The sequence below is a fragment of the Enterococcus sp. DIV0970a genome (assembly GCF_051711265.1).
Classification (GTDB): Bacteria; Bacillota; Bacilli; order Lactobacillales; family Enterococcaceae; genus Enterococcus_D; species Enterococcus_D casseliflavus.
On record NZ_JBIOMF010000001.1, the window covers coordinates 1709147 to 1729154 of the forward strand.

General features: G+C 41.6%; 25 protein-coding genes and 1 pseudogene. 11 read left to right on the forward strand and 15 right to left on the reverse strand.

Annotated features, from left to right (window positions below):
* Positions 1–172 precede the first annotated feature (172 nt).
* Positions 173–1216, forward strand: a complete 1044-nt coding sequence (locus IGK14_RS08180) for an AI-2E family transporter (protein ID WP_010748327.1) — start codon at positions 173–175, stop codon at positions 1214–1216.
* Positions 1217–1287: 71 nt separating this feature from the next.
* On the opposite strand, the gene IGK14_RS08185 is transcribed toward IGK14_RS08180, so the two are convergent.
* The 4 genes from IGK14_RS08185 to IGK14_RS08200 all read right to left on the reverse strand — a co-directional run bounded on the left by IGK14_RS08185 (position 1288) and on the right by IGK14_RS08200 (position 4182).
* Entirely contained in the window at positions 1288–1764 is a 477-nt protein-coding gene (locus tag IGK14_RS08185; RefSeq protein WP_010748328.1) for a GNAT family N-acetyltransferase, read from the reverse strand.
* Between the two features lie 177 nt (positions 1765–1941).
* Positions 1942–2166: a hypothetical protein gene (locus IGK14_RS08190; protein ID WP_005226057.1), complete on the reverse strand. Its 225-nt coding sequence runs from the start codon at positions 2164–2166 to the stop codon at positions 1942–1944.
* Between the two features lie 160 nt (positions 2167–2326).
* Positions 2327–3292: a Gfo/Idh/MocA family protein gene (locus IGK14_RS08195; RefSeq protein WP_010748329.1), complete on the reverse strand. Its 966-nt coding sequence runs from the start codon at positions 3290–3292 to the stop codon at positions 2327–2329.
* On the reverse strand, positions 3289–4182 hold the full coding sequence (locus IGK14_RS08200; RefSeq protein ID WP_010748330.1) for a MurR/RpiR family transcriptional regulator: 894 nt from the start codon (positions 4180–4182) through the stop codon (positions 3289–3291). Before IGK14_RS08200 ends, IGK14_RS08195 begins: the two co-directional genes overlap by 4 nt.
* A 204-nt stretch (positions 4183–4386) precedes the next feature.
* Between IGK14_RS08200 and IGK14_RS08205 the strand changes: the two genes are divergently transcribed.
* The 4 genes from IGK14_RS08205 (at position 4387) to IGK14_RS08220 (ending at position 6927) form a co-directional block, all read left to right on the forward strand.
* The gene (locus IGK14_RS08205) at positions 4387–5412 is read left to right on the forward strand and encodes a Gfo/Idh/MocA family oxidoreductase (RefSeq protein ID WP_005226060.1); all 1026 of its coding nucleotides are present in this window, start codon (positions 4387–4389) and stop codon (positions 5410–5412) included.
* 69 nt (positions 5413–5481) lie between these two features.
* Positions 5482–5730, forward strand: coding sequence for a hypothetical protein (locus tag IGK14_RS08210; protein ID WP_228074171.1), 249 nt, complete (start codon positions 5482–5484; stop codon positions 5728–5730).
* Between the two features lie 34 nt (positions 5731–5764).
* The gene (locus IGK14_RS08215) at positions 5765–5953 is read left to right on the forward strand and encodes a heme-binding protein (protein ID WP_306453153.1); all 189 of its coding nucleotides are present in this window, start codon (positions 5765–5767) and stop codon (positions 5951–5953) included.
* Positions 5950–6927, forward strand: a complete 978-nt coding sequence (locus IGK14_RS08220) for a Gfo/Idh/MocA family protein (RefSeq protein ID WP_010748331.1) — start codon at positions 5950–5952, stop codon at positions 6925–6927. The genes IGK14_RS08215 and IGK14_RS08220 overlap by 4 nt, the downstream gene beginning before the upstream one ends.
* Before the next feature lie 62 nt (positions 6928–6989).
* On the opposite strand, the gene IGK14_RS08225 is transcribed toward IGK14_RS08220, so the two are convergent.
* A complete protein-coding gene (locus IGK14_RS08225; RefSeq protein WP_005226063.1) occupies positions 6990–7178 on the reverse strand; it encodes a hypothetical protein in 189 nt (62 codons plus the stop codon).
* Positions 7179–7362: 184 nt separating this feature from the next.
* On the opposite strand from IGK14_RS08225, the gene IGK14_RS08230 reads away from it, so the two are divergent.
* The gene (locus IGK14_RS08230) at positions 7363–8688 is read left to right on the forward strand and encodes a dihydrolipoyl dehydrogenase family protein (protein ID WP_154694491.1); all 1326 of its coding nucleotides are present in this window, start codon (positions 7363–7365) and stop codon (positions 8686–8688) included.
* Between the two features lie 242 nt (positions 8689–8930).
* On the opposite strand, the gene IGK14_RS08235 is transcribed toward IGK14_RS08230, so the two are convergent.
* The 4 genes from IGK14_RS08235 to IGK14_RS08250 form a co-directional block, all read right to left on the reverse strand.
* Complete coding sequence (locus IGK14_RS08235) at positions 8931–9098, reverse strand: hypothetical protein (RefSeq protein ID WP_438712009.1); 168 nt, start codon at positions 9096–9098, stop codon at positions 8931–8933.
* Between the two features lie 307 nt (positions 9099–9405).
* On the reverse strand, positions 9406–10200 hold the full coding sequence (locus tag IGK14_RS08240; RefSeq protein WP_010748334.1) for a hypothetical protein: 795 nt from the start codon (positions 10198–10200) through the stop codon (positions 9406–9408).
* The gene (locus IGK14_RS08245) at positions 10190–10729 is read right to left on the reverse strand and encodes a sigma-70 family RNA polymerase sigma factor (protein WP_051095336.1); all 540 of its coding nucleotides are present in this window, start codon (positions 10727–10729) and stop codon (positions 10190–10192) included. Before IGK14_RS08245 ends, IGK14_RS08240 begins: the two co-directional genes overlap by 11 nt.
* 61 nt (positions 10730–10790) lie before the next feature.
* Positions 10791–11183 (reverse strand): hypothetical protein, encoded by a 393-nt coding sequence (locus IGK14_RS08250; protein WP_010748336.1) that lies wholly within the window; start codon positions 11181–11183, stop codon positions 10791–10793.
* A 162-nt stretch (positions 11184–11345) separates the two neighbouring features.
* Here IGK14_RS08250 and IGK14_RS08255 point away from each other — a divergent pair, with 162 nt between their 5' ends.
* Complete coding sequence (locus IGK14_RS08255) at positions 11346–12584, forward strand: glycosyltransferase (protein WP_010748337.1); 1239 nt, start codon at positions 11346–11348, stop codon at positions 12582–12584.
* Positions 12585–12633: 49 nt separating this feature from the next.
* On the opposite strand, the pseudogene IGK14_RS08260 reads toward IGK14_RS08255, so the two are convergent.
* Positions 12634–13119 (reverse strand): annotated as a pseudogene (locus tag IGK14_RS08260) (AmiS/UreI family transporter).
* Positions 13120–13459: 340 nt separating this feature from the next.
* On the opposite strand from IGK14_RS08260, the gene IGK14_RS08265 reads away from it, so the two are divergent.
* Positions 13460–13738 (forward strand): LexA family protein, encoded by a 279-nt coding sequence (locus IGK14_RS08265; RefSeq protein WP_010748338.1) that lies wholly within the window; start codon positions 13460–13462, stop codon positions 13736–13738.
* A 34-nt stretch (positions 13739–13772) separates the two neighbouring features.
* Here the strand turns inward: IGK14_RS08265 and IGK14_RS08270 are convergent, their stop codons facing one another.
* Positions 13773–14759 (reverse strand): DNA/RNA non-specific endonuclease, encoded by a 987-nt coding sequence (locus IGK14_RS08270; protein ID WP_010748339.1) that lies wholly within the window; start codon positions 14757–14759, stop codon positions 13773–13775.
* A 408-nt stretch (positions 14760–15167) separates the two neighbouring features.
* On the opposite strand from IGK14_RS08270, the gene mgtE reads away from it, so the two are divergent.
* Both mgtE and rsgA read left to right on the forward strand, forming a co-directional pair.
* Entirely contained in the window at positions 15168–16532 is a 1365-nt protein-coding gene (gene mgtE / locus IGK14_RS08275; RefSeq protein WP_438712013.1) for a magnesium transporter, read from the forward strand.
* A 152-nt stretch (positions 16533–16684) separates the two neighbouring features.
* Positions 16685–17626 (forward strand): ribosome small subunit-dependent GTPase A, encoded by a 942-nt coding sequence (gene rsgA / locus IGK14_RS08280; RefSeq protein WP_438712015.1) that lies wholly within the window; start codon positions 16685–16687, stop codon positions 17624–17626.
* Positions 17627–17941: 315 nt separating this feature from the next.
* Here the strand turns inward: rsgA and IGK14_RS08285 are convergent, their stop codons facing one another.
* From IGK14_RS08285 to IGK14_RS08300, 4 genes are all read right to left on the reverse strand, one after another.
* Positions 17942–18295, reverse strand: a complete 354-nt coding sequence (locus tag IGK14_RS08285) for a DUF2200 domain-containing protein (protein WP_010748342.1) — start codon at positions 18293–18295, stop codon at positions 17942–17944.
* A 95-nt stretch (positions 18296–18390) separates the two neighbouring features.
* Positions 18391–18678 carry a hypothetical protein gene (locus tag IGK14_RS08290; RefSeq protein ID WP_005226077.1) on the reverse strand — a complete coding sequence of 96 codons (288 nt, stop codon included), beginning with the start codon at positions 18676–18678 and terminating at the stop codon, positions 18391–18393.
* Complete coding sequence (locus IGK14_RS08295) at positions 18675–18953, reverse strand: hypothetical protein (protein ID WP_010748343.1); 279 nt, start codon at positions 18951–18953, stop codon at positions 18675–18677. Before IGK14_RS08295 ends, IGK14_RS08290 begins: the two co-directional genes overlap by 4 nt.
* Positions 18954–18989: 36 nt before the next feature.
* The gene (locus IGK14_RS08300) at positions 18990–19358 is read right to left on the reverse strand and encodes a hypothetical protein (protein ID WP_010748344.1); all 369 of its coding nucleotides are present in this window, start codon (positions 19356–19358) and stop codon (positions 18990–18992) included.
* Positions 19359–19571: 213 nt separating this feature from the next.
* On the opposite strand from IGK14_RS08300, the gene IGK14_RS08305 reads away from it, so the two are divergent.
* Positions 19572–19958 (forward strand): hypothetical protein, encoded by a 387-nt coding sequence (locus IGK14_RS08305; RefSeq protein ID WP_438712018.1) that lies wholly within the window; start codon positions 19572–19574, stop codon positions 19956–19958.
* Positions 19959–20008 lie beyond the last annotated feature (50 nt).

Here is a 20008-nt window from a genome sequence, read left to right on the forward strand (position 1 = left end):
CTCTTTTCCTTAGAAGAAAGGCAACGATTCTTCTAAGGATTTTTTGTTTCATTTTTTCGCTCGATTAAGAAAAATAAAATCTCTTGCTATTTGGATAGTTTAATGATTAGATAATTCTTAGGCACTACTGAAATGCTTCGTTGCTCCATTGCAACGAATAAAGGAGTTACAGATGAAATACTATAATGCTTTTCTTCAAAATCTTGTGTTGCGGCGCTGGACGGTCCTGTTTATGCTTGCGGGCATTCTTTTTTTGTTTCGCAGTATGATGACCATTCTTTTGCTGACCTTTATCTTTACGTATCTGATTTATCGGCTGGTTCTTTTGCTCCATCGAAAAAGCCGACTGCCCATCAAGCTTACGAGCATCCTGACTTACAGCCTGATTGTCTTTATTCTTTATTTAGTAGCAACAAATTATGTTCCCATCATCATCAAACAATCCGTCCAATTAGTCAATTCCGTTGCTGATTTCTACCAACGGACAGACTCTAATAATGAATTGATCGAATATGTCTTGAATTTATTGCAAACCAGCGAATACATCCAGAAATTACAAAGCGGCGTTCTAGTCGTGATCAATTATCTGTATAATTTCGGTGAGTTGGCGTTGACTGTGCTGATCTCCTTTCTGCTTAGTTTCTTCTTTATGATCGATAACAAAAAGACCGTTGCGTTTTCTCGGCTGTTTTTGCAAGGTCGAGGGGCGTGGTTCTTTGAAGATGTTTACTATTTAGGGGCTAAGTTCACGCGGGCTTTCGGAAATGTGATCGAGACGCAGTTGGTGATCGCCTTAGTTAATACAGCGATCACTGTCTTCGCCTTAGCGGTGATGGGCTTTCCGCAGCTGTTGAGTTTGGCGTTGATGATTTTCTTTCTCAGCTTGATTCCTGTTGCTGGTGTGATCATCTCGTGTATTCCATTGACGTTTATTGCCTATTCTATCGGCGGATTTAATGACGTGATCTACATTTTATTCATCATAGTGTTTGTTCATGCGTTGGAATCCTATATCTTAAATCCCCGCTTGATGGCTAATAAAACAGAGATCCCGATGTTTTACACGTTTATTCTCCTGTATCTTAGCGAACATCTCTTTGGCTTGTGGGGCTTGATCATCGGGATCCCATTGTTCACTTTCTTTTTAGATTTAATGAATGTGAAAGAGATTCCGCGATTGCGTAAAAAAACCGATGACACCTTGCAGGACCAATAAAAATGATTGCTGTAAAGGATGGCAATTGATAGAAAAAACCACCTCTGCCGATGAAAGGCGAGATGGCTTTTTTATTTCGCAGCAATTTTTTTCGTAAAGGAGACAAAGCAGATTGCTGAAGAGGGGCTTTGAAATACGCTTGTTGCTGAATACCCCAAAGAATGATAAAAGTGAACCAGCTTGGGTTCTTGCAGGATCGTATTCAAATGTATCGTATCTGTTTGCACGTTCCTTTCAATCAAGGTCATTGCTTGTCTACCGATCCCGCGGTTCTCGTAGGAGGGAAGAAGGGCGATGGAAGATAGCTTCGTCGTATGTTCCTGCTCAACCGTCAGTTTTAGAAAGCCCACGGTTTTCTGAGCGGTCATGATTAAATAATAAGTGGTATTCGACGCAGAAAACTTTGCGTTTAGCTTCTCGAAACTTTGTAAATAGGGAGAAGTTTCTTTGTCTTGATAACGGAGAAAGAGTGGTTTGAAGGCCGCTTTTTGTATCAAGTAGATTGAAAGCAGATCGGAAAGCTTCGCTTCTTTAAGCTGAATGAGCATGCACACCTCCATAAAAAATCAGACATCATTTATTGAAAGACATTGATTCGGCTTAGCAGATCCTGATGGAAAAGCCATCGATTAGCAGTCTTTCATTGGCTCGTTTCTGTTTTGATCCTTCCCTCAACCACAGGTTCACAAACGAAGAGATCCGCAGGGGTTCGTGCCGTCGTTGTTTTATTGAAAAAGATCATTTATCGATGTCACTAAGTCGTCATAGGTTTGACCGGTAGCGATTGCATAAACGGAAAGCAAAAAGACGAGTGCTGCTGCCAGCACGTAAAAAATACGGAGGCGATAGCCGTCACCTGTCCGACGATTTTTTACAAAAGTAAAAACCGTCACAGCTAGATAAGCGAAGGTCAATAAACAAATAAGATACGTAATAATTTCTGGAGTCATAAGCGTTTTCCTTTCTTTTTTTTGTTTGTATAAAAATATACTCAATAAATATAATATAACCATTTCGATACCGTCAAAGAAAGCGCTCAATTTTTGATACAAAAAACTGACCGAGTGGTAGCCACTGGTCAGTTCTATTCAAAAACGATGGGGCATGATCTTAATTGTCTTTTTTTTCCGCATCTAGCAAGCTTCTTAGTTCATCTGCTAAAGCGATACAGGCAATACTATCCGTTAAGGACATCAGGGGATTTTCGAGTTGTCCTTGTGCAAGAGCGGTATGAACTGCTTGAATCTCCGAATGGAAATCATCGATCTCGTACCCAATATCATAGACCATGTCCTCTTGGTCAATCGTCACGGTAAAAGAAGCGGGGCGATGGAAGTTGGGGATCGTGATTTTCCCTTTTGTTCCTTGTAATTCCGCCACCGTCTCTTTTGTTTGGTCAAATCCAGTCTCAATCACTGCAACAAAGTCTTCACTGACAAAGCGTGCTTCAACGTAGGTATCAACCCCAGTTTCATAAAGGCTGTAATCGATCAATTCGGCAGTTAAATTTTCTGGTGAAAAATCTTGGATAAAGGCTAAGTTATAGATCCCCATATCCAGTAAAGCACCACCTTGTTTTGGCAGATAATGATAAGAACTGCCTTCGACTGGTAAATGGCGGCGAAAAGTAGTCGTAACACTGGTCAGCTCGCCGATATAACCATCATCCACAAGTTCTTTTAGTTTGCGATACGCCGGCGTGAAGCGCGGTTTCATAGCTTCCATAAAGAAGGCTTCGTGTGCTTGGGCTTGTTTTTGTACATCGCGCATTTCTTGTGCAGTCAAGGTTGCTGGTTTTTCACATAAAACAGCTTTTTTCGCTTGAAAGGCTCTGATGATCCATTCATAGTGATACAAATGCGGCAAAGCAATATAAACGACATCGATAGTTGGATCATCTAATAGGTTTTGGTAGTCATCAAAGACGGCATCACACGGAAATTTTGCTTGAAACGCTTGCGCTTTTTCCATCGTACGACAAGCAACCCCATAAAGCTGGGCGTCTTGAAAATTTTCTAAACTTGCAGCAAAGCGATTGGCGATATTTCCGGCACCAATAATTCCCCAATTGATCATTTCATTTCCCTCTTTTCTTCAGTTGACGGGTATTCTGAGAGAATCCCTGATTCCAAAACAGTTTGTTTTTTTCTTAACTCGACAATATTTTTTTGGTATTCTTTGGCATACAGCAATGCAAACAGTGAATCTAAAATATACTCAAAGGCGACCTGTGAAGAAAAGGTGCCGACTTTGAGAAAATCACGTTCATCATGAGAAGCGATGATCGCATGGGTCGCTAATGGGATGATTTTCGCATGGGCGTTTCCAGAAATCACGATCACTGGTACGCCGACATCACGAAAGTGCTGCATGATTTTTTCGTATTGCGTATTTTTCCCACGGTAGGTAATAAACACGGCACAATCATTTTGCGTGACGTTCGATGCATTCCACGCATCATCCCCATATTCATCAGCTACGATCAGATACTTATTGATTTTGACCAACTTATTTTGAAAACTTCTTGCTCGGATCTGAGAATCGCCGCGAGCAAATAAGAAAATCCGTTGCGCAGCTTCCAACGATTGCACCACTGCTTCCATCATTTCTGGAGCGACCTGAGCATGGGTTTTGTGGATCGAGTTGATCGTTAGATCGGCCATTTTTTTCAAAATGTCAGGTGTTTGATCCTTAGGCGAAAAGGGAAAATTCGCGTCAACAAAGGTTGGGTTGAACATCTGATTATGGGCAATTTCAGCCAGACCTAAGCGAAAACTTTTAAATCCTTCATACCCCATCTTTTTGGCTAGACGAATGACGGAAGAGTGGGATGTGTATGTATGCTTGGCGATGACTTCAATCGTCAACGAAGGCACATCATTGATATTTTGCAAAATATAATCGGCAATCCGTTTCTCCGTATTGGTCAATCCTTCTTGAAGCCGTAATTTATCTCCTAATAACATCAAACCACCTCTTTCTAATCATAGCCTAGGACAAAGAAAACCAAAAGCAAAAACTGTACCTTTTTGTCAATTTGGTAAAAATGTTCAGAACCACTCAGCAGTTTGCGAAAAAGTCTGGTCAAAAGAACCTGTTTTTGGCAAAAGACTTCTCATTTCGAAGGATATCAGCAATAATCAAGCTATCAATTCATAGGAGGCGTTACAATGTTAACTATCGCATATCTCGGAAACGGAAAAAGCACCAATCGCTACCATCTGCCTTTTTCAACCAAGCTGCAGGATAAGATCAAAGTAAAGACGATCTATTCACCAAGCGGAAAGCTGACCTGGCCAACACTAGAAGGTGTTCATTACACCTCTGACTTAGAGGATATCTACCGTGATCCTGAAATTCAATTAGTTGTGGTCACGACCCCCAGTCATTTGCATTATGAATTAGGCAAGGATGTCTTGCTTCATGGGAAAAATGTCTTGATCGAAAAACCTTTTACGGAAACTTCGGCACAAGCAAAGGAATTGTTCGCACTGGCGCAGGAGAAAGGCTTGTTTGTGCAATGCTATCAAAATCGCCGCTTTGATTCCGATTTTTTGACCACGCAAAAAGTGATCGAAAGCGGCGTGCTCGGAGATCTCTTAGAAGTAGAGATGCATTATGATTATTTTCGTCCAGAGATTCCACGGTCAGTGACCGAATTTTCATTGAATACTAGCTACTTGTACGGACACGCTTGTCATACACTGGACCAAGTGATCTCCTATTTTGGACAACCAGACGATGTCCATTATGAGGTTCGGCAATTGCTTGGAAAAAATCGCATGAATGATTACTTCGATTTGGATCTGTTTTATGGTCGAATGAAAGTCTCAGTCAAATCTAGTTACTTCCGATTAAAAGAGCGGCCTAGTTTTGTCGTTTATGGCGAAAACGGCGTTTTTGTAAAACAAACCAAGGATCGACAAGAAGAGCATCTAAAACAGTTTTATCTCCCAGATCATGCCGATTTTGGGATCGATTTGCCAGAGCACTATGGCACACTAACTTATATGGATGCTAACGGGAACTACCATGAAGAAAAAGTCATCTCTGAAATTGGTGATTATAGCCGTGTGTATGAGGGCGTCTATGAAACGATCATCCATGGCAAAGAGAAAATCGTGAAAGACGAAGAAACGATTTTACAAATCGAAATGTTAGAAACAGGCATCAATCAAGTGATCACTGAGTCATAAGGCAGAGTGATTATGGGGCTTTTGACAAACAAAGCGCCTGAAGGCATCAACTGACTCAACGTAAAGGAGTTGATCCGAATCGAACCTTCAGAAATCCTGCAAGAAGAACAGCAGCTGCAGTTTGCTCATTTTGACAATGACCTCGCATTGCGGTTGGTTATTGCCATCGATCAGTACGTTAAAAGGAACTACCCGAAGCCGGTAGGGATCAAAGTTGTTCATCAGGGCTTGCCGATCATTCGATTTTTAATGGCAGGGCGAAAAGAGAGCCCTTGGCTTGAAAGAAAAGAACGAACGGTACTAGTAAAGCGGGCATAGTTCACTATACGTCTATGCGCAAAAAGATAGAGATATACAATTTGCTAAATGGGCACAAGACGAACATTATGCAATTTGTGGTGGTGGTTTTCCAATTATCGAAGACAGAAATGTCACGGGTGCTATCTGTGTGTCAGGTTTGGCCCATTTAGAGGATCATAAAGTGATCACCGAAGTATTGAAACAAATGATCCAAGAAGATAGAAAAGGGGAAGCAAGATGAACTTAGCGATTTTAGGGGCAGGCATGATCGTCCATGATTTTTTGACGGTGGCAGGGGATGTCCCGCAGCTTGAACTGTCCGCTATTTTTGGGACAGAAAATGATTTAGAGAAAATGAATCACTTAAAACAGCAATACGGGATTCAAACCGTCTACACAGAGTTAGGGGCATGTTTGGCGGATCCATCCGTTGACACCGTGTATGTCGCATTGCCCAATCATTTGCATTATTCCTTTGCCAAAGAAGCGATCCTCGCTGGCAAACACGTCATTTGTGAAAAGCCATTTACGTTGCAGACACGAGAATTAGTAGAATTAACAGAATTGGCTGCTGCCCACGAAGTGCTTTTGATGGAAGCAATCACGAATCAGTATTTAGCCAACTACCAAGGAATCAAAGCGCAGCTTGAAACATTGGGAGAGCTGAAAGTGATTGAATGCAACTATTCGCAGTATTCTTCTCGTTATGATTTATTCAAAGAGGGAACCGTTTTACCTGCATTTAACCCGAAAATGGGTGGTGGGGCATTGATGGATATCAATATCTATAATATTCATTTTGTCGTCGGGCTTTTAGGAAAACCAAAAAGCGTCCGCTATTTCGCTAATGTCGAAGAGGGGATCGATACTTCTGGCATGCTGTTTTTAGACTATGAACAAACAAAAGTCGTTTGTATCGGCGCCAAAGATTCGACAGCGACGATTCGCTCAACGATCCAAGGAACGAAAGGATCGATCATCGCCAATGGGCCGACGAATATGCTTGCCAGCTATGACGTTGAACCGGTCAATGGGGCAAAAAGCCATCAGGATCGAAGCGTTCACGGTCATCGTATGTTTGAAGAATTTGCCCGTTTTGCACAAGCCATTCACGAAAATGATCACGCCTTTGTCAAGGAACGCCTTGCCCATAGCAAGCTGGTGATGGAAGTAGTGGAAAAAGCATTGGCAGATGCCCAGATCGTATTAGGATAATCGCATAAATGAGGAAAGACACCAGCTTCTTAGAAAAGTTGCTGGTGTCTTTGTCTGTTGTCTTATTTTTTCTTCTTTAAACTCAATAAGGTTAGTGGGATACCCAAGGTGAGGTAGCCGACAATCGTCATCAAACAGACCACCAGCCAAAAGTTATCTACTGCTAGAAATGCAATCAGGCCATATGCCACCAGAATCGAGAGAAAATAGAAAAGAAAGAGCTGAAAAAAACGTTTAAAACTCACAGTCATTCATTCTCCTTTGTCGTTAAACTGACAAGAAAAGTATACCACATCAAACGCAACTTCAAGGGCTGATTGTGATCATTCGTAGGAGCCGCAAAAGGCGAATTGTTTTGTCGGCTGACCGTGATTCGCTATACTTGAAGGGAAGAGAAAGCGCAGGAATATTTTTTTTAGGAGAAGGAGGAGACAGATGGAAAAGGTGGATGTACTGATTATCGGAGCGGGTCCAGCTGGAACGGCTGCTGCCTACGGGTTAAAAGCCAAAGGAAAGACAGTGGCGATCGTTGAAGCCGATTTATGGGGTGGCACGTGCCCCAACCGCGGGTGCGATCCAAAAAAACTACTGATGCGAGGCGTAGAAGTCAAAACAGAGGCGAAACGTATGCAAGGCAATGGCGTTCAAGGGCAGGTATCCATTGAATGGCCGGCACTGATGGCGTTTAAGCGCTCGTATACTGACCGGGTGCCGGAGTCAACCAAACAAGGGTTACTTGCAGAAGGAATCACTACTTACTACGGACAAGCCGCTTTTCGTGATGCCCATACGGTCGTCGTGGACGCAGAAGAGATTCAAGCAGAAAAAATAATTATTGCGACAGGACAGCGTCCAGCCGTACTGCCAATCGTCGGCAAGGAGCATTTACAAAGCAGTACTGATTTTCTTTCCTTTGAAAAGATGCCAGCAACGATTGCTTTCATAGGTGCTGGGTATATTACTTTCGAATTGGCAATGATCGCTCAAGCAGCAGGTGCTGAAGTGCATGTGATCCATCATAATGATCAGCCGCTAAAAGGATTTGATGCTGAATTAACCGCAGAAATGGTTCGTTCAATGCAGGACCAAGGCGTTTCGTTCCACTTTAATCAGAACACGCAGCGAATCACGAAAGAACAAAACCACTATACGATCCAGACACAAGCATTGTCTCTAACCGTAGAAGCAGTGATTGGTGCCACGGGACGCAGACCCAATAGCGATCAGCTGCAACTGGAAAAGGCAGGAGTAGAAACGTCAAAACAAGGGATCTTAGTAAATGAGTTTTTGCAGACTAGTCAAAGACACATCTATGCAATCGGGGATGTGCTAGCGAAAAAGCAGCCCAAACTGACGCCTGTTGCCAGCTTTGAAGCCGCCTATCTTGTCGAGCATATAGATGATCAGAAAACACCCATCCGCTATCCGTTGATCCCTACGCTGGTTTTTGGTGCGGAAAAACTGGCAAGAGTCGGAATCAGTGAGCAAGAGATTGCCGATCATGCCTCAGAGTATCATAGCGAGGTGATGGATCTTTCTTCTTGGTATACCTATCGACGAATCAATGATCAAGAGGCAAAAATCAAATTGGTTTATGACACATCTGATACCATCGTTGCTGTCACGATTGTTTCTGCATTGGCGGATGAGTTGATCAACCACTTTGTTTTTGTGTTGGAGAATCAGCTATCGAAAGAAGCGCTGGCCCAAATGATTTTTGCCTACCCAACACCTGCTAGCGATTTGTCCTATTTTCTATAAATAATCAAACAAGCCTGCGCTAGTTTCCGCTAGCACAGGCTCTAAATTATTATGTCCGTATTGACTATAGTCCGTGAACCTTAAATGAACCTTAAAGTTAGACTGATATTCATTTAAGCAATGTCTTTGTTTTCTAGTAACCCTAGGTCTAGGCTTTTTTTGACAGTCGGCGGACAGCTGCAATCAGTAAGATCGATGACAAGAAGAGTCCGACCAAATAGATGATGAAAATAAAATCCGGCTCATAGTGCCGATAATTGAATATTTTTACCATAAAAAAGAGAACCGGGATCGCTGCAATAAGGGTTGATACGAAACGTTTCCGCCATTGTATGAAAAACGATCAAATCACTAGAAAAAGACAAAACGGGATCCAAAAGACCAAATGTCCGATAAGTTCGATTTTTCACACCTCCTAGCAAGTAAAATCATCATAACGTTTCTTCCTAAAAAGCAAGCGTGAAGGAAAAAATAATCCCATTAGGCATGTATGAAATTATGAGTGGAGTCTTCTGAAAAGTTCACAAGAAATCTGAGAATTTCAAAAGGAAATGAAAAAACGAACGGTTAGGAATATCCCAATAGTCCGAGACGAAAAATACCTCTTGCAGCATTCATTTTGACTTGAATCCTGCAAGGGGTACTCTTTTTTAGAAAATCTGGTGCTTTATTCAATTGATATAAAAGAAATGCCTAGGAAGGAGCAGCAGTCCTTTTTTATGGCAAGATGTTCTTACTATAAAAAAGGGAAATGACTATACCAATGTCCAACAGATCCTTATAATAAAATCCTTTCAGTGGGCCAATGTGTAAGAAAAATCCGAGAATCATTAATACAAACAGCAGCAGGAAAAGCAGGTTGAAAGCGGTCATCAAGCGAAAACTGAAATGCCAATTACTCAGGAAATACTGATATTTCGCTGCTCGGTAAACTTTGTTTTGAATCGGAATTTTCTTGAGTGCAGGGATCGATTCATGATAGGACGTAAATAATTCGTAGTCTTTTTTCGTCAGTACTTCTGAGAAAATGTGCGTCCCTGCCTGAAAGTCGAAATAGCCCCAATGGAATTGTTCTTTATCCTCTGGTGATTCGTGCTTCATCAGCTTTCTTGGCTTGATCGTGAACGCCTTGATGGTCTCATAGGGGTAACTGAAATAGGTGTTACTTTCTAAATAGTCGATGATGACCAGAAAAAGCATGCGGGTTTCTGTGAAAACTAACAAACGATTGCCGCGGGTATCATGAAAGATGTCACGGTATGCTTTTGCTTTCTCGGTTGTTGCATAGGCATAGGCACCAAGTCCTTGATTGGCGAAGGCGAGGTTTCCATCTGGCGTCAAAGGCAGATAGCCAAGAATCGTTTCGTCTTTTGCTAAAAGCGTCTGAAGCTCCTCTAATAGATCTTGCAAGAAAACATATTGTTTGGACAGCTCGAAAGTTGTTGCTTTTACTTGTTCAGATATCTTTGTCAGTGAATTGTTTTCATTTAAGACTAACTGTTTAAAATCCATCGATAGTCATCCTTTCTTTTAAGCGTTTGCGGCCACGGGAAAGACGATTGTAGATTGCTGAGACATTTAAGTCCGTCTGCTCTGCGATGGTTTCGGGTGACTCTTGGTAAAAATAGTAGAGCAGAAAAATCCTTTGATCGAGGGCTTCAAGGTCTTCAATAAAGCCCAAAAAGGTTTCCTTTGTCAAAGGTGATTCTTCAATAGCTAGTTCCTGCTCATCAACAGGTTTTTCTTCCAGTGAGCGCTTGTTCAACTTCCGCTTGTGGTCAATCGCACGACTACGACTGATCAAAAGCAGCCAAGTAATCAAGCGGCTTCTTTCTGGTTGGTACGCAGCAATCTTTTGCCAAACCTCGTAAAAAACTTCGTTCGCTACATCTTGGCGCTCGCTCACTTCATGCGGTTGGGAGAGGACACTATGAATCGTCCTCAGCATGCTATCACCATAAACAGCTAACAGTTCTTCTAAGCCGGCATAGTCTTTCTTTTTGATTCGTTCAATGATTTCTTCATCCTGCACCTTCTTCACCCCTTCACACTATATACGAAGAATGTTTGCCTTTTCTATCAGAAAAAGAAAAAAACCTCTGTTAACGAGGTTCATGTTCTTTGGCCAGAAGATCTGTTGCCAAGCGCTGGGCCAAATATTCCCAAAGAATGCCGCCAAAAAAAGCGCCTATCATATAAAGAATGACTGCTTGCAGCTCCAATGGATTATTTGCTAGCCAGAAAGAAAATAGCGAGCCGATGATGAATAGGTAGCTGCCAAAAAGCACTTGCCGCCACGAGCGTTTTTTAACAAACTTGCTAATGAGAAAGGTTGAAAGGATCATCAAGAGAATTTGGATGAATGCCAGCGAAGGCAAAAGTGCAAAGTCAGAAACAACCATTTCCCAAAATTGTTGAATCAAGAAAAAGAAAGCAAAGAGAATGAGCCCGCTTGATAATGTACTAAGCCGCAAGGAAGATATTTTTTTTCGCATTGGTTTACTCCTTGAAAGGTTTTCTTTATTATAGCAAATTTTTAATTAAATAATGTAAAAAGATGAACGAGAAGATCTGCAAAAAAACTTCTCCTACATGTGCCTACTTTTAGTATACTTGAAAGAAACGAGTGGATGGACTCGATACATAAGGAGGATTTCATGCCAACGATTCTTTTTGCGCCTGCGGTATTCAACTTGGCTGAAACGACAAGGATGATCGAAGTCGCTAAACAAATGCAAGGAAATCACCACTGCGAGTTCTTTGGTTTTTCAAAAACCTTTGCTTCACTTATCACTGAAAGTGGCTTTACGTACCATTTGCTGACGCCGACTCTGACAGAAAAACAAGAGGAACAGATCATAAAATTAGATCAACTACGCTCAATCAAAAATCCCTTCACCAAAGAGATGGTTGCCGCGCGTATTCTGAGCGAACAAAAGCTGATCGATAAACTTGCTCATCAGGTCATTGTAACTGGATCGAATGTCACGATCTTTCTATCTGCTCGCAGCAAACAGATTCCCTTAGTCTTCGTAAAACCCTATGCGATGAGCGATCCCTTTTTTCGATCAGATAGCGCATTTATCCCTTCTAGTTTGCGTTTCTTCGGACCGCTAAGGAAACCACTTTGGTATTGGATAAGAAAACAATTGGTAAAATCCCGCTGGATGCCCCGAGCATTCAAACACGCTGCTCAAACAGAAAAACTTTTTATGCCTGAAACGAGCTTACGAATGATGGACGCTGATTTAAATCTCATCACCACTCCTGATTTATTTTTAACGAAAGAGCAGCTGCCAGAAAATTATCAAATCGTTGGGCCGATTTTTGCGAAGCTCGGGTCTTCTTTACCAGACGAAGTGTTGACTTTTATTCAACAAAAGCGGCGGGAAAGAAAACGAATCGTTTATTTTGCGATGGGCAGTTCGGGGAATCCGCGCATGGTGCGAAAAATCTTAACTTTCTTGCGAAACCGTTCGGAACTAGCGATCATTGCTCCGGTTACACATCTACTCAAGGGGAAACACAACGACTCAGAGAATCTGTTCTTGACCGAATATCTACCAAGTCATTTATTGCATGAGCATATCGATTTTTCTTTTATCCATGGTGGGGAAGGGACTGTTCAAACAGCTTGTGCATCTGGGAAGCCGTTTATCGGAATTGGGATGCACTATGAGCAATGCTGCAATATTCAGTACTGCGTGGCGTATGGCAATGCAATCGCACTGACAAAACCCTTAACTGAGAAAAAGCTGGAAGCTGCCCTGACTGAGGTTGGTGCTCCGAAGATTTGCCAACAAGCCTATCAGTTAAAGAAGGATTTCCCGGCAAATGGTCCTCAGAAAGCGATGCAGGAGATTGAACACTTTTTAGAAAAAAAACAATTTTTCTAAATTTTTCTTTTAAAAAAAGAGCGATTATCATTGAGATAATCACTCTTTTTTAATAGAGATCTACTAGCATCAGCAAGCCTGGGACCCACGTAGTGAAGATACCACAAGCGATCGCAAAATAATGAATCTTACGACCAAAGTTTACCTTCACGATCGTATCCAAAAAGCCGCAAAACCATAACGCTCCCCATGTTAACCAAATCAATGCAAAGAGGGGATCTTGCTCCCATTGCCAAGAGACCCAAGCAAAAGGTAAGGTATTGATGGCTACGAATAGTGCGAAAATCCCATAAATACGTAGATCTAAATCAAAAAGGTAAATGATCCCTACCAACAAATACGTGAAGGCAAAGAGAAAGCCAGTGCCTGCTTCTTAATAAGCGCCTTGAAGCATATAGATTAGATTGATAATAAAAGATAACGTACCTGTAAAAAGATTGATCAAAGCAAGTGAGCGGTAGTCAATGTGAAGTAAGCTGCCCCAGCCATTGATTATCAAAGTAATTCCTACAAAAAATAAACCGATCCCTAACATAAAATCCTCCTTTACTTAAATTTAGAATAACAAATTCTAAGAAAAAATAATAGCTCTATTTATTTTTATGTCAATAAAAAGGAAAATAATTTTGAAAATTGCTATTTTTTGCTGCTAAATTTAATAAAATCAATACCAAAGAGCGCTGCTAGCCGATGCTTTTCTCGTTAAGGAGAAAATTTCAGCGTATAAAAAGAACTTTTACTCGTTGGAAGAAGGGGAAAAGAGACAGATCAATAGATTTTCAGTGTATTGATCGGACAAAAAGCAGACCAGGTAGCAGTTTATCGGTTTTTACGAATTTGCAGCAGTGAAGACTGTTTTGCGGAAAGGAGGACTTATGCCTAGAAAATATCGAATCTTACTTTTCATTGATGAATATATGCAAGCTCAAGGTTGCGCACCTACCATACGAGAAATCTGTGCCAATGAAGAAATAAAAACGACCTCTTTGGTTTATCGTCATTTGCTGCGTCTCGAAAAAAGAGGCCTAATTTACCGAGCTTATCGCTTTAAGTCACGTTCGGTTCGTTTTACAGACGAAGGGAAGGCCTATGTCAAAGCGTTGCGACAAGCACTTTTAGCAGACGAAAAACAAACGCATGGCAATGAAGAATAGCTTAACACCAAAATAAAAAAGCCTCTAGGCTTTTTTATTTTGGTGCACGGTAGTCAGCAGCTTCCGCTTCAGCGATCGTTTTGAACCATTCTTTCGGATTCGTCGTATCATCATAGTATTTAGATCCTGGCAAATGATAGATGCCGCTTCTTGATCCTTTGATCAAACCATTTCCTTGTTGATCGACATATTCTTTCTGTTTCTCCTCTGTTTCACTGTTTTGAGAAGTGGCTGTTGTCGTGTTGTTCTCACTACTTGTAGCATTCTCCTGTTGCGTCATATCTTCGTTTGAAATCTCGCTGCTGCCATCCGCATAGTTGATCGTGACACCATCTTGGATGTTGAAGATATAATAGTTGAATTGGATCGTATCGTCGCCAATAGATTGGGCTTGCATCTGTACCCCACGGGCAACCAGCTCGTCATCACGATAGATTGGAGTGACAGAATATCGAACATAATGGTTTTTGTCTTGCTTGAGATAGTAGTTGATATCCATTTCTAAGCGCAACATCTCTGGATTGTTCAATTGACTAGTTCCCGTGATCAAATTCTTCCAGTTTGCATTTTCGCCAGCTAAAGCAAACCCAATCAAATGCGTCCGATTATATAAATATTTCCCATTGGGGAGCTGTTTATTACGCCAGCCTGTCGGTTTCACGCTGGAGATATCGCCACGTTTTTCCGTAGGCATTAAGGATTGATTCAACATTGCTTCAGCCGAAGTCGCTCGATTGAGGTGGTCAAGGTCGCCGTATGCTTCCCAGGCACCATTTTCAAGTGAAAGGTCGTCTTCTGAAAACTCAGGGATGTTTTGATTGACTTCAATTGTTTGGGTGCCTTGGTAGGTTAGCTGTGCCAATTCGTCTGCGCGAATATCTTTAGCAGAAGGGGTGCTTACCTCTGATTGTTGCGTTTCCTGCTTTGGAAATAGGTCATTGTTTTGTAGGAAACCAAAGCCAACTGCTGCGAGTGCGAGAAGCGCAGTGACCGATCCAATCAATGTTTTTTTCTTTGCCATCTCTTTATTGCCTCTCTTTTCATTGATATAGGTTTAGAATAAACGGTGAGTAAAAAAATCACAACTAGTTTATCATACCATTTGCGGGGGATGTTTTACAGCGTCTGCTAGCTTCTTTTGCCTTTTGTTCTTGACAAACTTCAGTCAATTTTCTTTACAAGCGACGTCCTTTAAAAGAATTTTTCGTCTGCGAGTGATATTTTTCATAATTTAAAAAAACTATGTGATATAATGAATAAAGTTGCTGCTCTATCCCTTTGATGCTTGTTTTAATAACAGTCATCTCCAGCTGCGGAACAAACTTTCAGCTGTCTAGCAGACAACGTTCAAACGAAAGAAAACTGGACAATTTTCTGAACGATTGCCTTTCTTTCTTTGACCAAAATTATAGGAGAAGGAGTGTATCCCATGAACCAGCAAGAAACCATCTTACATTATTTAAATAAGAAAGACTCTGAAAAGTTAAAAGAACTCGTATCAGGAATGGAAGAGCTGCCGCTATTACAATTATTCAGCAACTTATCCGCGGATGAAAAAGTGATCGTTTTCCGACTGTTACCGAAAGACAAAGCCCTTATCCTGTTTGAAGATTTGACACCAGCTACCCAACAACACTTATTACGCTCTTTCACCGATGAACGAGCAACCGAATTTGTGAATGAGATGGCGCCAGATGTTCGTGTACGGCTTTTAGATGAGTTGCCAGCGACCGTAACACAAAAACTTTTACAATCGTTGGCGCCTGATGAACGAGCTGCAACAAACCTCTTACTAGGGTATGAAGCCGAAACTGCGGGCCGCTTGATGACACCGGAATTCATTACATTGAAAAAAGATATGACAGTCAATCAAGCATTGGAAAAAGTGCGAATGCAAGCCAAAGAAAAAGAAACGATCTATACGCTTTATGTTACTGATCAAACGAAAACGTTAGAAGGTGTTTTGTCGCTGAAAGATCTCTTAATAGCACAAGGGGATCAACGCATCAGTGAGATCATGTCCCAAAAAGTTATTTATGTGACCACTGACACCGACCAAGAAGAAGCAGCCCGTTTGCTAAATGAACTAGATATCATTGCGCTGCCAGTCGTAGACAAGGAATCAAGAATCGTTGGGATCATTACCGTCGATGACGCGATCGATGTCATCGAGTTGGAAACAACGGAAGACATGTTTAATGCCGCTGGTTTGGTCGATGTCGCCTCCAACGAAGCAGACCGTAGTAATGTTTTGATCAATGGCAGCCTGTGGCAAATCTGGAAAGTCCGCTTGCCATTCTTAGTGATCACTTTAGTGGCTGGACTTTTAGCTGGGGTCGTCATTGATGAATTTGAACAAACGATAGAGTCGGTGGCAGCCGTTGCGATTTTTATTCCTTTGATCATGGATATGGGTGGAAACGTTGGTACACAATCCTCTACTGTATTTGTTCGGGGGATGTCGTTAGGGCATATTGATCTTTCAACCTTCACCAGACATTTCTTTAAAGAAGTTTGGATCGGTTTGAGTCTAGGCTTGATCGTCGGGATCATCTCTGGAACCGCTGCTTCACTTTGGCAAGGGATCCCAATGTTAGGGGTCGCTGTTGGGATTTCATTAGTTTTTGCTATGACCTTAGCGGCAGCACTTGGCTTTTTAGTCCCGTTTGTACTTATTAAACTAAACATCGACCAAGCAGCCGGTTCGGCACCGATCATCACCTCGATCAAAGATATTGCTGGCTTGTTTATCTACTTCGTTTCAGTAAATGTTCTTTTGGGTCATTTGCTTTAGCATACTGTCCGTTCCAGTGGTATAATAAAGCGACATCACATGATGAGCACAACATAGAAAGGGGAAATGTCCTATGACAAATCAAATGAAGCAACATCAACTCGGAGGTTTCTCTTTTTAAGTGCGGCCTCCTAATTAACTGGAGGGAAATCATGGAAAAACAAGGAATCGTGGTCTTTCAGGCTAAGGATATCGCAAAAGTCCGCCTGACTACAGGAGAAGAATGTTTAGCAACCGTTTCAGGAAAATTTCGTCAACAGGCACGAGCGCCAAAGGATTATCCTATTGTTGGCGATTTTGTCCAAGGGCAGGTGTATGATCAAGATCATTTCTTGATTGATGCTTTGCTCCGACGAAAGAGTTTTTTACAACGAAAAGTAGCCGGAAATCGGACGGATGAACAAGGGATCGCTGCGAACATCGACATGGTTTTTATTGCTACTAGTGCCAATGAAGAGTTTAATTTCGCTCGGTTAGAGCGCTTTGTCACGATCGCTTGGGACAGTGGCGCTAACCCAGTGATTCTCTTGACCAAAGCCGATCAAGTCACAGCTGATGAAAAAGCAGAGCTGTTGCAAGCATTAAACGATGCTTTTGGTGTGAAAGCATTCGCTACTTCTATTTATGAACCGAACGAATTGCTGACAGAAGCCTACTTTTCAGACGGAAAAATCAGTGCATTTATCGGTTCGTCAGGCGTTGGGAAGTCCAGCTTATTAAATCAGCTCATGGAGCAAGCCGTTCAAAAAACCAATGACATACGAGAGGATAGTCGAGGACGACACACGACGACGAGTCGCCAGTTGTTCACACTGCCCTCTGGCGCAATGATCATCGATACTCCTGGCATGCGGGAAGTTGGCATCAGTACCGTTCGGTCAGCTTCGATCGAGCAATCCTTTGAAGCGATCAGTCAATATGCTGAAGGTTGTTTCTTCAGAGACTGTCAGCATGAAACAGAACCGAAATGTGCGGTAAAAGCAGCTATTGCTGCCGGTGAGCTTTCAGAAGTAGCCTTCGCTCGCTATCGCAAAATGGAAAAAGAGCTGGCGTATTTGAAACGAAAAGAACAGATCAAAGAAATGAAAAAATAATAGTTAGCACTCCTTTCTATAAGAGGAGTGCTTTTTTGTACGTGTCAAGAGCGCCTTGTTGAGTAAAGAAGAGGAGAGCCGCAGCCAATGTTCTTGTGTTTTCATGAAAAGGCGGCCAATTTCAAAGGGCACTACATGCTAAGTGGTTGAACTAAACTAAGATCGCCTGCCTGGTTACAAGCTGTCGTCAAGAAAAGCAGGATAAAAAAACACAGTGGGGTGTTGTCCCACTGTGTTTTGAGCAATGATTTGCCCCTGCCAAGGTATTTCTAGTATAAAGCGTTGATTCTTAAATAGCAACTCGAAAAAAACGCCTCATTCAGCAGAGCGCAGAATTTTCGTCATGGCTTTTCCTTTCGCCAATTCATCGATCAGTTTATCTAGGTAACGAATTTCTTGAACTATTGGCTCTTCGATCTCTTCTACCCGAATCCCGCAAATCACACCAGTAATCTGTTTTCGTGCAGGATTGAGCTGAGGGGCTTGCTTAAAAAAGCGTTCAAAAGAAATATCATCAGCCATCTGTTGGAGTGTTTCTTGGTCATACCCAGTCAGCCAGGTAATAATCTGATCTACTTCTTCTTTTGTCCGATTTTTCCGTTCTACTTTGGCAATATACAGAGGATAGACTTTCGCAAAACTCATTTGGGTAATCTTTTGATTTTTCATGATAAACTCCTTTAGTCTTTACACAAAGTATACTTCATTTTTTTCTTTTTGCCGAGATTTTCAACGTTTGTTGTGTGCCAAAATAGGCGAGGGGACTAAAGGATGATTTTTTCTTCTTGTTCACGAAACCCCAATACCTTTTGTCGTGACTCGCCATCCCAATAGAGCAAGTCCAAATTCTTATGCAGCATTAGCTGTGTATATAATTCTTTCAGAGTCAGAGCAGGCTTTTTGGGTTCGAAAAATAAAATCAATTGGTTATGACTATCTTGTGCGATCGTCGTAAAAGGAATCAGGTTTTCTTTGTAAGTTAAATAAATTCCTTGGTAATCTGCAGCACTCGACGACGTTGTCAGTGCTGTCAAGAGGTCTCTTGCTCTCATAGTGAACCCGCCTTTACTGTTTTTTGTCGATAGGCATCGATATCCAACATGATTTTTGTTTTGCCGTACACCGTATACTTTTGCACCACGAATTGGTGGCGCTTATTCCAATAGCCACCCACAGTTAGAAACATGCCCTCATCAACATCCCCTAAAAAATTCAAACTGTGCTTCGCAATCAAACAGTTGGTGGTGCCTAGTGTAAAGCGGACCAAAGGGGAGGGGGCAAAGGAGACGATCCTTATTTTTGAGACAGCGCCTTTTTGTGTTTGCATCAGGTATTCCTCCTTTAGTAAGTAGTAAAAAGCGGATCATTCGTTGAGATCAAACCATTTTTTCTCTTCATAAAAAGCAACATGACGAATCTCATCATAATGGATTTTTTCTGTGGTTTCTCCCGTCAAATAAATGCCCAATGGGTCGTATCCGCTGATTTTTCCGACAATATCTGGGGGATAGCCGCCTTCTTCATTGACTTCTTCTCGTTGGATCGCCACAGTTACGTTCTTTTTCATTGCTTCGAATAAACATTGATTGATTTCTTCCGTTGTGAGTGACGGCTTAGGCGGACAATCAAACGTGCGTGTCGGCTCTTCTTCAATTTCAGTTGTATGCTCAGATAAAAAGAATCCTTGCCACTTTAGCTTTTTCCGATCTTCATATGGTTGTAGCATACCCATAGCAATCACCTCTTATCTATATAATACAAACATACGTTCTCTTTTGTAAAGCGAACAGATTTTTAAATTTCTGATTCTTCTATGAAACATCTAAAAAGTGCATCAAACAAGGAGATAGTGGCGGGCATCGTTTTTTTATACTATATATGTTATAATTTATCCTGAAGGAATCATGAACGTTTTAGAAAATAGCTGGCGAAAAAGGAGAATAGTATGTCTGGATTAATCATGGTCCTGCTTACGATCTACTTTGCAAGTAGGAAAGATAAAGAACAGTGGCTTTTTGATCGCAAACGATTGACTATTCTGGCGCTTATGTTTGTGATCGGCGGCATAAGTTGGGGCTTAAATGACAAAATAATGAAGGATCCTCGGAACCAAAATATTAGAAGTGATTTACTGTTTAATTATTCGTTCCCCTTATTGATAGGTATGCTAGGTCTATTTATCAAAGAAATACCACGGTGGGGACGGATCGTGACTTTGTCATTTGGCTTTATGATTTTTGGGTATTTAGCTATGCACTATTTGATAGGGTTTCACAACCCGTATTGGGAAAATCTACAGCTAAGTCCATTGTATTGGCTACCAAGTGACTAGCCATACGAAAGTATCGCCAATGGAAACGAAAAAAGCACTCCCTTTATTGA

Coding starts and splice junctions, on each gene's coding strand:
- IGK14_RS08295 (WP_010748343.1), bottom strand. CDS start 18,953: ATGCAAACACAAAAAGGCGCTGTCTCAAAAATAAGGATCGTCTCCTTT.
- IGK14_RS08205 (WP_005226060.1), top strand. CDS start 4,387: ATGTTAACTATCGCATATCTCGGAAACGGAAAAAGCACCAATCGCTAC.
- IGK14_RS08195 (WP_010748329.1), bottom strand. CDS start 3,292: ATGATCAATTGGGGAATTATTGGTGCCGGAAATATCGCCAATCGCTTT.
- IGK14_RS08220 (WP_010748331.1), top strand. CDS start 5,950: ATGAACTTAGCGATTTTAGGGGCAGGCATGATCGTCCATGATTTTTTG.
- IGK14_RS08270 (WP_010748339.1), bottom strand. CDS start 14,759: ATGGCAAAGAAAAAAACATTGATTGGATCGGTCACTGCGCTTCTCGCA.
- IGK14_RS08290 (WP_005226077.1), bottom strand. CDS start 18,678: ATGAGAGCAAGAGACCTCTTGACAGCACTGACAACGTCGTCGAGTGCT.
- IGK14_RS08240 (WP_010748334.1), bottom strand. CDS start 10,200: ATGGATTTTAAACAGTTAGTCTTAAATGAAAACAATTCACTGACAAAG.
- IGK14_RS08250 (WP_010748336.1), bottom strand. CDS start 11,183: ATGCGAAAAAAAATATCTTCCTTGCGGCTTAGTACATTATCAAGCGGG.
- IGK14_RS08185 (WP_010748328.1), bottom strand. CDS start 1,764: ATGCTCATTCAGCTTAAAGAAGCGAAGCTTTCCGATCTGCTTTCAATC.
- IGK14_RS08180 (WP_010748327.1), top strand. CDS start 173: ATGAAATACTATAATGCTTTTCTTCAAAATCTTGTGTTGCGGCGCTGG.
- IGK14_RS08190 (WP_005226057.1), bottom strand. CDS start 2,166: ATGACTCCAGAAATTATTACGTATCTTATTTGTTTATTGACCTTCGCT.
- IGK14_RS08230 (WP_154694491.1), top strand. CDS start 7,363: ATGGAAAAGGTGGATGTACTGATTATCGGAGCGGGTCCAGCTGGAACG.
- rsgA (WP_438712015.1), top strand. CDS start 16,685: ATGGAAAAACAAGGAATCGTGGTCTTTCAGGCTAAGGATATCGCAAAA.
- IGK14_RS08200 (WP_010748330.1), bottom strand. CDS start 4,182: ATGTTATTAGGAGATAAATTACGGCTTCAAGAAGGATTGACCAATACG.
- mgtE (WP_438712013.1), top strand. CDS start 15,168: ATGAACCAGCAAGAAACCATCTTACATTATTTAAATAAGAAAGACTCT.
- IGK14_RS08225 (WP_005226063.1), bottom strand. CDS start 7,178: ATGACTGTGAGTTTTAAACGTTTTTTTCAGCTCTTTCTTTTCTATTTT.
- IGK14_RS08300 (WP_010748344.1), bottom strand. CDS start 19,358: ATGGGTATGCTACAACCATATGAAGATCGGAAAAAGCTAAAGTGGCAA.
- IGK14_RS08285 (WP_010748342.1), bottom strand. CDS start 18,295: ATGAAAAATCAAAAGATTACCCAAATGAGTTTTGCGAAAGTCTATCCT.
- IGK14_RS08255 (WP_010748337.1), top strand. CDS start 11,346: ATGCCAACGATTCTTTTTGCGCCTGCGGTATTCAACTTGGCTGAAACG.
- IGK14_RS08305 (WP_438712018.1), top strand. CDS start 19,572: ATGTCTGGATTAATCATGGTCCTGCTTACGATCTACTTTGCAAGTAGG.
- IGK14_RS08265 (WP_010748338.1), top strand. CDS start 13,460: ATGCCTAGAAAATATCGAATCTTACTTTTCATTGATGAATATATGCAA.